At 67.7% G+C, this 13,562-nt stretch carries 10 protein-coding genes and 3 pseudogenes; 8 read left to right on the forward strand and 5 right to left on the reverse strand.

The window, feature by feature from the left end:
* The first annotated feature begins 234 nt into the window (after positions 1–234).
* The 3 genes from OG485_RS42535 to OG485_RS42545 all read left to right on the forward strand — a co-directional run bounded on the left by OG485_RS42535 (position 235) and on the right by OG485_RS42545 (position 2,648).
* Positions 235–621, forward strand: a complete 387-nt coding sequence (locus OG485_RS42535) for an effector-associated constant component EACC1 (protein WP_443048884.1) — start codon at positions 235–237, stop codon at positions 619–621.
* A complete protein-coding gene (locus OG485_RS42540; RefSeq protein WP_328663582.1) occupies positions 621–1,784 on the forward strand; it encodes a caspase family protein in 1,164 nt (387 codons plus the stop codon). Before OG485_RS42535 ends, OG485_RS42540 begins: the two co-directional genes overlap by 1 nt.
* A 114-nt stretch (positions 1,785–1,898) precedes the next feature.
* Positions 1,899–2,648, forward strand: coding sequence for a transposase family protein (locus tag OG485_RS42545; RefSeq protein ID WP_328663580.1), 750 nt, complete (start codon positions 1,899–1,901; stop codon positions 2,646–2,648).
* A gap of 680 nt (positions 2,649–3,328) precedes the next feature.
* Here OG485_RS42545 and OG485_RS42550 read toward each other — a convergent pair.
* On the reverse strand, positions 3,329–4,099 hold the full coding sequence (locus tag OG485_RS42550; RefSeq protein ID WP_328663578.1) for a polysaccharide deacetylase family protein: 771 nt from the start codon (positions 4,097–4,099) through the stop codon (positions 3,329–3,331).
* A 162-nt stretch (positions 4,100–4,261) separates the two neighbouring features.
* Positions 4,262–5,798, reverse strand: a pseudogene (locus OG485_RS42555) (ISL3 family transposase).
* Between the two features lie 104 nt (positions 5,799–5,902).
* On the opposite strand from OG485_RS42555, the pseudogene OG485_RS42560 reads away from it, so the two are divergent.
* Positions 5,903–6,335: pseudogene (locus OG485_RS42560) on the forward strand (transposase family protein); the annotation flags it as partial.
* 360 nt (positions 6,336–6,695) lie between these two features.
* Here OG485_RS42560 and OG485_RS42565 read toward each other — a convergent pair.
* From OG485_RS42565 to OG485_RS42575, 3 genes and pseudogenes are all read right to left on the reverse strand, one after another.
* Positions 6,696–7,277: a TetR/AcrR family transcriptional regulator gene (locus tag OG485_RS42565; protein ID WP_328663575.1), complete on the reverse strand. Its 582-nt coding sequence runs from the start codon at positions 7,275–7,277 to the stop codon at positions 6,696–6,698.
* Positions 7,278–7,508: 231 nt separating this feature from the next.
* Positions 7,509–8,114 (reverse strand): annotated as a pseudogene (locus OG485_RS42570) (IS110 family transposase); the annotation flags it as partial.
* A 624-nt stretch (positions 8,115–8,738) separates the two neighbouring features.
* Complete coding sequence (locus OG485_RS42575) at positions 8,739–8,996, reverse strand: phosphopantetheine-binding protein (RefSeq protein ID WP_328663574.1); 258 nt, start codon at positions 8,994–8,996, stop codon at positions 8,739–8,741.
* A 318-nt stretch (positions 8,997–9,314) separates the two neighbouring features.
* Between OG485_RS42575 and OG485_RS42580 the strand changes: the two genes are divergently transcribed.
* The 4 genes from OG485_RS42580 (at position 9,315) to OG485_RS42595 (ending at position 13,478) form a co-directional block, all read left to right on the forward strand.
* Positions 9,315–10,304: an ATP-binding cassette domain-containing protein gene (locus tag OG485_RS42580; protein WP_328663572.1), complete on the forward strand. Its 990-nt coding sequence runs from the start codon at positions 9,315–9,317 to the stop codon at positions 10,302–10,304.
* Positions 10,297–11,106: an ABC transporter permease gene (locus OG485_RS42585; RefSeq protein ID WP_443048641.1), complete on the forward strand. Its 810-nt coding sequence runs from the start codon at positions 10,297–10,299 to the stop codon at positions 11,104–11,106. The genes OG485_RS42580 and OG485_RS42585 overlap by 8 nt, the downstream gene beginning before the upstream one ends.
* A 213-nt stretch (positions 11,107–11,319) precedes the next feature.
* On the forward strand, positions 11,320–12,060 hold the full coding sequence (locus tag OG485_RS42590; protein WP_328663570.1) for a TetR/AcrR family transcriptional regulator: 741 nt from the start codon (positions 11,320–11,322) through the stop codon (positions 12,058–12,060).
* A 191-nt stretch (positions 12,061–12,251) separates the two neighbouring features.
* Positions 12,252–13,478, forward strand: coding sequence for a macrolide family glycosyltransferase (locus OG485_RS42595; RefSeq protein WP_328663568.1), 1,227 nt, complete (start codon positions 12,252–12,254; stop codon positions 13,476–13,478).
* The last annotated feature ends 84 nt before the right edge of the window (positions 13,479–13,562 follow it).

Raw genomic sequence — 13,562 nt, forward strand, 5'->3', positions numbered from 1 at the left:
TCTGCACTGTTGCCGCAGGTGCAGACCAAACCACGCACCCGGCCACGCTGCTGACCCGGTAGCTCCCTCCAGATGCCCTCCGGATCACAGTGGCCCAACACGTTGCGGGCATCGCCTTGGCCACTCAGCACTGTACGTCCCGCCCGCCTGTGTAGACGTGACGTCCGACGGTCGTCGGTGGGCAGGGTTGGATTCTCTGGGCCCGCAGGTGGACAGGTCTGCAGTGTCGTCCGGATGGGGCGTGGGGAGTCGGGGAGGTCTGGGGTGCGGTTAGAGGTGCGGGTCGAGTCCGCTGAGCGGGAACTACGTTCGCTGCAGAGTTGGTTGAGGTCGGATCCCGAAGCGCGCAGGTCCGCTGTGGTTGAGCTGCACGGCAGCGTCCCGCGGCCGGGGGAGATGGGCACGGCGCTTGACGTGCTTGAGCTGGTGACAGGCAACGGGTGGAGCGCGGCCTCCTTCGTGATGGCCGTGGTGGCATGGCGCCGGACCCAGCCACAACGCCCCCGCGTGGAGATCCGCCGCGCCGGCACGGTCATCGTCCTTACCGACTGTTCCGAGGAAGAGATCGAGCGGGCGACCCGAGCGCTTGAAGCGGCGCAGGCCGACGGAGCCGCTGAGTGATGAGTGTCCTGCCCGACCCGGGTGCATCGCGTGCAGTCCTGGTGGGAACAAGCCGCTACCAGCACCTCGAGCAGCTGCCTGCCGTCTCCAACAACCTCAAGGCCCTGGCCGAGCTCCTGTGCGGCCCGCTGTCCCTGCACCTGTCGCCGCAGCACGCGAGTGTCGTCGAGAACGCGGAGACTGCGTCCGCGGTGATGGACGCGGTGCGCCAAGCAGCCCATGACGCCACCGACACACTGATCGTCTACTTCGCTGGCCACGGCCTGGTCGACGGGCAGGACGAACTCGGCCTGGCCCTGCCCCACACGCAGGCCGGCCGGATCGAAACCGTCCTGCCCTACGACTGGCTACGCCGCGTTCTGCTGGAGGAATCTCGGGCCGAGCGCCATGTCGTGATCCTGGACTGCTGCTACAGCGGCCGGGCTCTAGGGCGGATGAACGCCGCACCCGGACTCGCCGACCAAGCCGCGGTGGAGGGCAGCTTCCTCCTGGCGGCCGCCGCCGAGACCCGCACCGCTCTGGCCCCCGTCGGCGACACCCACACCGCCTTCACCGGCGCCCTGCTCGACACACTGCGCCTCGGTATACCTGGCGGTCCAGCGCTGCTCGATCTCGGAGCCGTCTACCGGCACTTGCGCCGGACGCTGGAGGCCCGCGGGCACCCCGTTCCGCAGGCGAGAGACCGTAATAGCGGCGCTCAGGTGGCCCTCGGGCGCAACCGTGCGGATCTGCCCGCCTCACCCGTGACCGCGATAGCCGACGTGCCGGCTCCTTCGCGACCGTGGCCCGATCCACGCTCGATCTGTACCGTCACCGGGTACTTCACAAGCCTGGCGGCCGTCCGCGAGGTCAGCGGACTGACGCAGCAGGCAGTTATCCAGCGCTCTGAGGGACGCATTTCCTCGGCCAGCACAGTCGGCCGGCTGGTCAACGCCTCCGCCCTTCCCACTACCTTTGCCACGACGTCCGCCTACCTCTCGGCCTGCGGCCTTACAGACGAGCAGGTCTTGCTCTGGCAGGACGTCTGGCAGCGGCTGCGTTCAGAGCAGGCCGCCACGGCCGAACCGCAGGACTCCGCAGCTCCTCCCAGCATCACAAGCGGGCCCGGGAAGGGGAAGAGGCGGCGGCCCTTCTCAGTCTTCCGACGCGGCGGGACTCACTGAGGTCTTTCAGTGAGGGCACCGATCGGGTGACAGCGACCTTGGCCACAACGCACAAGGCTCCCGTGCCGTTGAGGGAGGTGTTCGAAGTCTCAACCCATGGGCGGAGGAGCCCTGTTGGTCCCTCATCCTGCCGCACTCGACCTGCCCCATGCGCTCATCGAGTGGGTCACCATGCTCATCGTCACCCGCGAGGGTGACCGCCGATGCAAGCTCCCACCGCACCAGCGTGCCCTGGTCGCTCTGGTGTACCTGCGCAAGCACGAGCCCCTCGCACAGATCGCTGCCGGGTTCGGCATCTCGGTCGGCACCGCGCACGCCTACACCAGCGCGGTCATCGAGCTGCTGGCCGCCCGTGCCCCGGGCCTGTTGTGTGCTCTGCGGGAGACGGACCCCGAGTTCGTCCTGCTGGACGGCACCCTGGCCGAGTGCGACCGCCTCGGTGACGGCCGGGCCGACTACTCGGCCAAGCACCGTCGGCACGGGGTGAACGTGCAGGTGGTCACCGACCTCCATGGCGAGGTGCTGTGGCTGTCTCCGGCCCTGCCGGGGCGCTGCCACGACCTGACCGCGGCCCGCGCCCACCGGATCATCAGGATCTGCGAGCGCCAAGGAGTGCCGATCCTCGCCGATCGCGCCTACATCGGTGCCGGCGCGTGGGTGACCACACCGGCCAGACGGCCTGCGGGAGGCGAACTGACGCTCACCCAACAGACCGTCAACCGCGCGCTGTCGAGGGCGCGGGCCCTGGTCGAGCGCGGCATCGCACGCCTGAAGTCCTGGCGCATCTTCCGCCGATCCCGATGCAGCCCGAATCGAATGACGTCAATCGCCGCAGCCATCCTCACCCTGGAGCGGCAACGCTGAAAGACCTCACTGACCAAGATCCGCAGATGCCGAAGCACCGGAGGGGTTGGGGCGGGGTGTGTTAGTGGAACCGTCGGAGTCATTTCCGAACAGTGTGTTCCATCCCGCGATGACCAGCACAGCAACCACCAGGACAAGGGTCATGGACGGCTTCTTCCACCGGCTGGCGGGGGAGGAAGGCTTCACGTGGTGCCCTGCTCGATAGTACCCCTTGCGACTCTTGGCCACAGTTACACACCCCCGGCTCCGCGAGACTGCCTATGGGGCTGAGTCTTCCCGTGATCGGACCAGGTCGGATCCCGAACGGCTGAGCACGGCCGATTCCGCACTCTTGCGAATTGAACAGACGGTGCGGTCTGCCCGGTTCGCGCCGCGTGTAGTGCCGGGAGCCATAGACAGAAGTCAGCCTGGCCTGGAGCGCCCGCTTAAGTCTGAGAGTCCATGAGCACGCGCTCCCACGGACAACAGCCGATCCGCTTGCGGCCGACGGCTGGCCGCGCGCAGAAGGAGGCGAACAAGCTCGTGGCCGGCGAACGAGTACGGCTTCGCTGACTTCAAGAACTGGCGCGTGCTCACCGGGCTCTGGTCCGCGCCCGTCACGCCACCGCACTACGGCGGGCCCTGCTCGTCCCAACCCGCACTGAAGTCTCCCGGTGGTGGACGCTTCGCACGTCAGTCAGTCACTTGTAGATCTTGCCGGGCTCGGCCTTGGCCGGAGCGAGCAGCTGAGAGACGGTCACGAAGGTGTAGCCCTGCTTGCTGAGCGTCTTCAGAATGGAAGGCATGGCCGGCACGGTGCCCTTGTGCAGCGGGTGGAGCAGGACGATCCCGTCGCGGCCGGCGCCCGCGAGCACGCGCTTGGTGATCAGCGTAGTGTCGTTCGTTTCGTAGTCCTTCGCGGTCACCGTCCACAGCACCTGAGCCATCCCCAATTCTTTCGAGACCTTGGAGACGCGGTTGTCGGTGCGGCCCTGGGGTGGGCGCATCAGGGTCGGCTCGCTGCCGGTGATACGGGAGATGGCGCGTGCCGTGCGGCGCAGCTCGTCGCGGATCTGCGTATCAGAGACATCAGTCAGCACTGCATGCGTCCAGGTGTGGTCCCCGATCTCGTGGCCCTCCTTGGCGATCCGGCGCACCACATCCGGGAACTCATGGATGCGCCGGCCCTCAAGGAAGAACGTCGACGACGCCTTGTACTCCTTCAGGAGGTCCATCAGCCGGTCGGTGGGTTGGCCCGGGTTGCCGTCGAAGGTGAGCGCTATGCACTTGACCTTCCGGCAGTCCACCTGCCCCGACGGTACGGCTGTTCCAGACGCGGCACGGTCACGCTCCTCACGCGGGGAGAGAGTCTCCATCTTGTTCGCCTGGATGACCATGACGGCGATCACCGTCACGGCCGCCACCACGGCCAGGAGTATCAGTAAGTGAGGCCGCCTCTTAAGGATCTTCATCTAAAGGAGAAGATTTCGACGCCGGAAGCGTTGCCCAGCGGCCTCAACAGTGAGGCAGGACACGTGTGTGCAGCACGTTTCAAGTGAGCTGCGGCGCCACCTCGGCTGGGACTGTCAAACGAGTGGCTCTGTCATGTAATCGGTGGTTGCACTCCGTGGCGATCACTGGAGGAGGATGCGGTGGCGGAGGAGAGGGAACCCGGCTCGGCCGTGCATCTGCCGCATGATTCTCTTGGTCCGTGTATTGACGCCTTCGGTGCGGCCGTTGTGGTGCGGGGTGGTGAGGCCGGCGTCGACGGCGGCGCGGTCGAGTTCGAGGCCGTTGGTGAAGGCGTGCAGGTAGGGCAGGTCGGCGGCACGCACGTCGGTGATCCACTTCGTGAGCGCCGTCTTGTTGCCTGAGGCCGGGGACAGGAGTGCGGCGAACTCGCGGACCAGCTTGGCGAGGGCGGTCATCTCGGGGCAGGCGGCAGTGAGTTCGCCAAGGAGCGCGGCGTCCTTGTCCCGCAGGCTGCCGGGGCGGGTGAGTAGAAGGCGGGTCAGGCGCTGTGGGGTGGTGACGGGCCGGTGGCCCTCGGCCCGGCCCTGGGTGATGTAGCGGTAGAGGAGATTGAGGCTGCCGGTGTAACCCAGTTCCTTGATTTCGCGGAACAACTGCTTGACGGGGACGGCCGGGTCTTCCAAACGGCGCCGGCGAAGATGTTCCCGGTAGGGGTCGACCAGGGTGGGCCGGTAGCGAGGGGCTCGGCGCAAGTTTTCGGGTTCCCGGGTCCGCGCGTAGCGCTTGACCGTGTTGAGGGCCAGGTTGAGGCGGCGGGCGCATTCGAGCAGGCCGACACCCCTGCGGAGCAGGTCGTGGACCTGGTGCCAGCGCTCGCGGGTGGTCTGCTCGTGCGCGCCCGCGGGACGCGGCGTGTTGGCGGTGGCCCAGCACGAGCTGTGGGAACGGACGGTGGCCAGGGCCTTGTCACAGCGGTTCTTCCAGATGTGCCAGCGGTCGCTGACCTGCACCGCGCCCGGGCAAAGCCCGGCGGATCGCCTCGCCGTAGGCCCCCGAGCCGTCGCGGCAGATGATCTCGACGCCGGAATGCTCGCGCAGCCATCGCTCGAGTGTGTCAGCGCTGCGGTCGGGCAGTACGTCGATCCGTTCGCCGGTCTCGACGTCGATGAGGATGGTGGCATAGCGATGGCGCCGCTTCAGAGCGAAGTCGTCGACGCCGAGCACTCTTGGCACGCGCAGCGGCGGCAGGGGCAGCCGCGTCAGTATCCGCAGTGCGGACGAGCGGGAGATCGCGACAGCAAGGCATCGCGACAGGCGGGCGCCCGCCCGGCCCGCTAACTCCTTGACTATGAAGCCGAGTTGGCCAGCCAAGCGGGTCGTGCGGCGCTGGTACCGCTCCAACAGTCCGGGGACCTGCTCGCGGAAGGTCTGCCGAGGGCAGCCCAGCACAGTACAGACCAGGCGCCGCACCTGCACCGACACCACCACCCGACGGCCGTCCATCGGTACGTCGGCCACCGTACGTCCATGAAAGCCATGCACTTTCACAGTCGGCGTCCCGCACATCGGGCACGGTACTGACTCCTGGCGGGTCCGCGCCGACACGTGGATCACCTCGTCCTCGTCCACCACGTCCTCGACAACCAGCGCCGACAACCCTGAAAACACAGTCTCCACAAGGGAGTTGACGTCTCGCATGCGATGTCAACGATGCTGATCACGCTTCGTCACCGCCGATTACATGACAGAGCCGATTACATGACAGAGCCGTTGACCGTACAGACCCAGTGCTCGATCACGTTCGTGTCGCCGAAGGCAGCCGGCGGCGCCGGTCGAGCGTCGGCCGGCAAGCCCTGCTCACCCTCGCTCACCTGCGCAACGGGCAGCCCTACGCCCAGCTCGCAGCCGGGTTCGGCATCGGCACGACCACGGCCTACCGGTACATCACCGAAGCCGTCGACCTCCTGGCCGCCCTGGCACCCACGTTCGAACAAGCCGTCCGCGAAGCGACGAGGAAAGCGTTCGTCCTGCTCGACGGCACTCTCCTGCCCATCGACCGGATCGCGGCCGACCGGCCGTTCCACTCGGGCAAACACAAAAAATCACGGCATAAACGTCCAGGCACGCACCGATCCGGCCGGACGTCTCCCATGAGCCTCACCCGCCTTGCCCGGAGCCGTCCATGACATCCGCGCCGCACGCGAACACGGCATCCTCGCTGCCCCCACCTCAGCAGAGACGGTGTCCCGCCGAGTCGGTTCGAGCCATGGCATTGCCCTCGCCGAGTCGTTCTTCCAGGGCCTCGAGCGCGGGTTGTTCCGCGGGAGGCGTCGGGCCTCGAGGGCACGGGCTCGGCTGGAGCTGTTCCGCCGGCCGGCGTGCTACGGCCGGCGCCGTCTGCAGGTGGCGCTCGGCCGGCTCGCACCGGCCGGGTCCTGACAGCGGCTGATCACGTCACGTGCGGTGTGGCTCGTCGCGTGAGACCCGGTGTCCGAACCCGGCCGGTGCGAGGAGGGGCCACCTCCTGGACGCGGTCGCGGGTGTGAAGGGTTCGTTCGCGAGGGGGCCGCGTGATGTGCGGGCGGCCCGCCGGATCTACCCGGCCCTGCGGGCTGCCTCCAGCAACTGGCGCATCCCCTGGGTGAGTTCCTCGGCGGTGGCCGCCGAGTCGGCGTCAAAGGTGTACCGCGCGATGACACCCAGCATCAGCGTCATGTACAGCTTGCCCAGGGTGTCGACGGACGGGTCGTCGGCCGGCGGCTCCTTGCCCCCCATGAACATCGGGATGACACCCCTGGCGCCCTCGCCCTGGGCCGCCGCCACGTAGTCGCGCACGGTTGGCATCGTGTCGCCCATCACCACCAGCTCCATGCTCAGAGGCCAGATGGAACCGGGCTTGCCCAGCGTGCCGATGATGTTCGCCCACACCTCCTGGAACCGCTCCAGCGACCCTGGCGGCGTCGCGAGTCCCGAGCCTGCGTCGAAAGCGTCGGAGGTGCCTTCGGAGAGCGAGACGTATGCCTGCGCGAGCAGCGCGTCCTTCGAACCGTAGTGGTAGCCGATGGACGCCAGGTTCGTCCCCGACTCCTTGACGATGTCGCGTGCGGTCGTGCGCACGAAGCCCTTCTCCAGAAGGCAGCGCTTGGCACCTTCGAGCAGAGCCTCGCGATGTCCCATGCCGTTCACCGAACTCCTGATCCCTGCAAGCGTTTAAGGCACCCGTACGGTCCGGCCCGTGGCGAACCCGGCGAGCACCGTCCAGCCGGCGCCGGGCGGCGCCGACTCCCGTGCGGAGCACAAGGGACGGACCGCGATGGCCGTCATGATGCCGCTGCTCCTCGTCTCGGCGGACGTCTCGGTCCTCTGCTTCGTCGTCCCCGCGATCGGCGCGGACCTGGAGCCGTGCGGCATCCGCCGGCTGTGGGTCTTCGGCATCTGCGCGTTCGTGCTCGCTGGCCCGAGGAGTTTGAGCACGGCCGGGTGTTGGACGCGCGGGCCCAGGACCCGGTCCAGGGACGGGTGGATCTGCGTCAGCACGCCCCGCAGGCGGTTGCTGATGCGGGTTGCTTCGCCGGCCAGGTCGTCGTCGAAGCCGGTGATTATCTCCAGCTCGGCGATGGTCTCGTCCTGGAGGCCGACCGAGCGGAGCGTGTGAGGCATGACGCGGGCCGTGTCCGCGATGACGAACGCGTCGCGGGCATCTGTCTTGGCCTCGCCGGAATAGAGGTCGGCGATCCTTCTCATCGTCAGGCCGGGCAGATAGGCGAGCGGGCAGCCCATGTTCCGGGCCACTGCCAGCGGCAGAGCCCCGATCGAAGCTGGTTGGTCGACCACCACGAGCACGGTGCCGTGCTTGGCCTGCAGTTTGCCGAACACTTCGCGGAGCTTCGGCTCGCTGTTGGGCAGCCGCTTATCGAAGGCCTTCTTCCCGGCCGGGATGACGGCGGTGGCGTGGTGCTCGCCCTTGCCGACGTCCAGGCCGAGGAAAGCGCCGATGTCACTGACGTCGATCACATGCGCCACATCCACATTACGAAGAGCCTCCCGACCTGCGAAGAAGCCGGTGGTCATGCCCCTGATCGGCGGTCTGTCGATGCCTCCGGAGCCGGTGACACCACCCCCCCAAGACATGCGATCGGCAGGGGGAGAAAGTCATGCCAACTCCGAGGGCCGGGCGCCCCATTGCGGGGCTACCAAGAAGGTAAATGGGGGGACGCTGTCGTAGTCCGCCGACACGTGGAGCACGTCGTCCCGCACGGCATTGCAGGCCGGACCGACGGCGAGCAGCGCCATTCCCTCCGGGTCCGCGGAGGCGAGGGTGAATCTGCGCGGGTGCCCCGTCTGCGCGGCGCCGATCGGGTCTCAGGCCGCGGTAGCCGCGGGGGTGGGTGACTTTTCGGTCCTGAGCGCGATTGCTCCATGGGGCACGGTGACCCGCCGGGACGGGGCGGACCGTTTGTCCGCCGGCCACTGCTGTGGCTGGGCCGCGGTGGGGCCGGACCCGTTCCGGGATCGGATCCGATGTCGCTCCGGGCACAGCCAAGATGGAAAACGGGATCTTGGTTGTCGGTGAACCGCCGGGTGAGCGGAGGCCGCCGGTTGCGGTCCACTGGGCCTCGGGAGCGGTATCCATGGTGCTCAGGCGCCCGGATCGCTCAGCCGGGCCACTGCGGCCCACAGCGTGCCAGGAGTGGCGAACGTTTCCCGGCTGAGCGCCTCGTCGACGAAGCGCACCTCGTACTGCGCCTCCAGCTTGCCGAGCAGTTCCACGGTGCCGAGCGAGTCAAGGCCCGTGTCGCGCAGATCGGTCTGCGGGGTCAGTGGTTCGTCCTCGCCCAGAAACGGCAGGAAGCCGCGCAGGACCGCTTCGAAGTCCGGTCCCCAGTCCGTGCTCATACGTTTCGCCTCCACCCATTCATGCAGCGATCGGTCGCCGGATGCCGACGCTACGGCCGTGGGGGATGTCGCGTAACCCCTCATCCATGCCGTGCGCGCCCCTGGGCACCCCTATCCATGGCCTGGTGCCCCTGACGTGAACTGCCCCTGCGGCAGCGTTGCTTGACGGCCCCCGACGGTACTGTGTACCTTGTACGCGTTACTGCGTATGAGGCACGCTAGAAGCGTACCGTGTACGCGAAGGGGAGACTGTGTATACAGTACGAACGTGCGTGCCCCGTACGCAACAGTGCGGGACCTGCGTCATGGAGGCGGAGAATGGGCGGTAACTGGGCTGTTGAGGCGGCTGGGCTCAGGAAGTCGTACGGAAAAGTGGATGTCCTGACCGGCGTCGATCTGAAGGTCCCGGAAGCCAGCGTCTTCTCGCTGCTCGGCCCGAACGGCGCAGGGAAGACGACGATCGTACGGATCCTGTCCACGCTGCTGCGCCCCGACGGCGGGCAGGCCCGCGTGGCGGGGTTCGACGTCGGCCGGCAGCAGCGGGAGGTGCGGCGCGTCATCAGTCTCACCGGGCAGTACGCGGCCGTGGACCAGTTGCAGACGGGGGAGGAGAACCTCTGGATGACGGCCCGGCTGGCGGGCATCTCGCGGCGCGACGCCCGCCGCCGCGCCCAGGAGCTGCTGGAACGCTTCGACCTCGTGGACGCTGCGCGCCGCCGGGTCGCGACCTACTCCGGAGGCATGCGCCGCCGCCTCGACCTTGCGGCGGGGCTCGTCGGCCGCCCGTCGGTCATCTTCCTGGACGAGCCCACGACCGGGCTCGACCCGCGCAGCCGCCGGGCGATGTGGGATGTCATCACGGGTCTGCTGGGGGAGGGCGTCACCATCTTTCTCACCACGCAGTACCTGGAAGAGGCCGATCAGCTCGCCGATTCGGTCGCCGTGATCGACGGCGGGCGCGTGGTCGCCGAGGGCGCCCCCGCCGAGCTCAAGCAGAGGGTGGCCGGGCAGCGGCTCGACCTCGTCTTCGGCGACGACTCCGGTTACGACGAGGGGCAGCGCCTGCTGGCCGGCCGGGTCTCCACCGAGGACCGCTCCCGCCTGACGATCGGCGTGCCCACAGACGGCAGCGCGGCGCACGTGCGGTCGCTGCTCGACGAGATCGACCCGCAGGCCCGCCTTGTCAGCCGCTTCTCGGTGCACACGGCCACGCTCGACGACGTCTTCCTCGCGCTGACGGGCCGCCCCGCGCAGCGCCACCAGAACGAGAACACCAACGAGAACGACAAGGAGACCGCCGGTGTCTGAACTGGCCCTTTCCGCAGGCGCGTTGCGGCACCCCGGCAGGCCGGCGGCCGCCGTCCAGAACGCGATCACCATGAGCGGCCGGTGCATCCGCCTGACCTCGCGCGCCCTGGACGCCATCATCACCTCGGTGATGATGCCGGTCATGCTGATGCTGGTCTTCGTCTACCTCTTCGGCGGCGCGATCAAGAACACCACCGGAGGCGACTACGTCAACTACGTCGTCCCCGGCGTGCTCCTGCTCTGCGCCGGCTGGGGCGGGGCGGCCACCGCCGTGAACGTCAACATCGACATGAACGGCGGTATCGTCGACCGGCTGCGGTCGATGGACGTCGGCGGCACCGCTGTCCTCGGCGGACACGTGGTGGCCAGCGTCGCGCGCAACGTCGTCTCGACCCTGATCGTCTTCGGCGTCGCCCTGCTCATCGGGTTCCGTGCCGATGCCGACGCGGTGGGCTGGATCGAGGCGGTGGGCGTGCTGTTGATGTTCATGCTGGCAGTCTCGTGGCTCGCCTCCGTCTTCGGACTCCTGGTCAAAACGGCCGAGGCGGCCGGCGGGTTCTCCTTCATCATGATGTTCGTCCCCTACGTGAGCAGCGCGTTCGTCCCCGTCTCCACCCTGCCGTCCTGGCTGCGCGGGGTCGCGGAGCACCAACCGGTCACCCCGGTCATCGAGTGCCTGCGGCGACTGCTGAACGACCAGCCGCTCGGCAACAACGGCTGGCTGGCCCTCGCCTGGTGCGCCGGCATCCTGCTGGTGTCGGCGGTCCTCGCCGACCGGCTCTTCCGGAAGCGGGTCGCGTAACACATGTCCTGTGCGGTGCGCTGTAGGTAAGTCCGCCCCGTCCATAGACCACCGGTCGTCCGCGCCCCCCGTCGCGGACGACCGGTGCTGTAGTTTGCAGATCCGGCACGTGTATCCCTGACCACTCGCCTCGGGATAGATTGAGGACGTTGTGACTGGTTCCGATTGACATCATGAAACGAGAAAGTAGGGATGATGGGTAAGGAGACCGGAGTGAACCTGCCGACGAGTATTGAAGTGGCCTGGGGGCTGCGTGAACCGGTCACCAAGGGTCCAAAACGTGTTCTGAGTCTTGAGCGGATCGTCGGAACCGCAGTGACGATCGCCGAAGAATCAGGTCTCGGCGCTGTTTCGATGAATCGTATTGCCGGAGAACTGAATTCCTCGACGATGTCCCTCTACCGGTATGTGTCGGCGAAGGACGAATTGCTTCCGCTCATGGTCGACCAGGCGTTCGGACCCCCGGTCGCGCCGGAGGAGGAGTGTGCCGGCTGGCGGGCCGGTCTCGAGCACTGGAGTTGGTCCTATCTGGCTGTGCTGCGGCGTCACTCCTGGGTGATCCATGTCCCCACCGGCGGCCCGCCGTCCACGCCCAACCAGGTCGCGTGGACCGAGCAGGGGCTTTCCTTCCTCGCCGACGTGAACCTGCGCGAGGCGGAGAAACTGTCGACGATTCTGTTGCTGGCGGGAATCGTCCGGAATGATGCCATGCTCGCCAGCACGTACGAGGCCTTCGCGAAGGCGGGCGCCTCGGGTGGCGAGATCATGATGGACTACCGCAGGCTGATCGAGAGGCTTGCCGACAAGGAGCATTTCCCGGCGATCAACAAGGCCATCAAGGCGGGCGTGTTCGACAGCGCCGACGACCAGGACACCGAATTCATCTTCGCGCTCAAACGGGTTCTCGACGGTGTGGACGTACTTATTCGTGAGCGTGCCCAGTCACGTGCGTGAGTCTGGCTCAAAAAGGGGTTGATAGGGGTTCGGGGTGAGGTGAGGGGGTGATGATTAGGGGGCTGCGGGTATCCCTTCGCGTTGGCAATGCAGGGTAGAAAAGAAGAAGACAGCCTGACCTTGTGTGAGGGGCATTGCGTGCTCCTTCTGTCGGCTTTTTTCCATTGCCCCCAGCCAACGGAGCCGATCCCATGAGCCTGCACCTCCTGTTCATGAGCATGCCTCAGCCCGGCCATGTCTTTCCCAATCTCGCGGTCATCGAGGAACTGGTGCGCGAAGGGCACCGCGTGACCTTCGCGACGGGTGCGAGTCTGGCGGACGCCGTCGGCGCGGCCGGCGCCACGGCCGTGCCCTACGACTCCGTCTTCGACCGGCCGGAGCAGCTCGAGATGGGGTCGGAGCAGTCGGACATGGCCCTGGTCGTTCACGACGACGGTCTGGCCATGCTCGCCGCGGCCGAGTCGGTGCTCACGGACGACCGGCCCGACGCGGTTCTCTACGACACCATGACGGCGCAGGTTGGCCGGGTCCTCGCGGAGAAGTGGGGGCTTCCGTCGATCCAGCTGAACCCGATGTTCGCGTCGAACGAGAAATTCAACATGATGCGTGCCATGTTCACGCAGGAGGAGTCGGACGCCCCGGTCGACACCACCGAGAGCGTCGCCGCCGCGATGCCGCCCGAGATGCAGCAGTGGTTCGCGAAGACGACCGCGATGCTTGTGGACAACGGCATCGACACCCCGGTCGGCGAATGGATCGCGCGCGTGCCCGACTTCGGTGTCGTCTACCTGCCCCAGGCCTTCCAGTACTCGGGTGAGCTCTTCGACGACCGCTTCGCCTTCGTCGGCCCCTGCGTCAGCGACCGCGGCTTCCTCGGGACCTGGCAGGTGCCGGACACCGGCCTGCCGGTGGTCCTGGTCTCCCTGGGCACCGTCGTCAACGACCGCCCCGACTTCTTCAAGTCGGTGGTGGAGGCGTTCACCGGCGCCCCGTTCCACGTGGTCATCACCGTCGGCAAGGGGGTCGACCCGGCCACCCTGGGGCCGCTGCCCGAGAACGTCGAGGCCCACACCTTCGTCCCGCACCTCGCCGTCCTGGAGCACGCCCGGGTGTGTGTCACCCACGGCGGCATGGGCGGGGTCCTGGAGGCGCTGACCCAGGCGGTCCCGCTGGTGGTGGTCCCGCAGTCCTACGCCTCGGCAGCCATCGTCCACCGGGTCGACCAGCTCGGCCTCGCCCGCGTCCTGGACGCTGCCGACCTCACCCCCGAGTCCCTGCGCAAGGCCGTCGAGGAGACTGCCGCGGACGAACGGATCCGCGCCGCTGTGCGGGACATGCAGCGCCACATCCAGGAGGCGGGCGGCGCGCGCCGTGCCGCCCGGGAGATCGAGAACCACCTGCGCCGGGTCCTCGCCTGACCGGTCCGCGGCACCCACCTGCCCGTCAGCCATGTGCCCGTCGGCCATGGAACACACCCAGATTGGATCACTGACGCATGGGAC

The sequence above is a fragment of the Streptomyces sp. NBC_00328 genome (assembly GCF_036139655.1).
Taxonomy (GTDB): domain Bacteria; phylum Actinomycetota; class Actinomycetes; order Streptomycetales; family Streptomycetaceae; genus Streptomyces.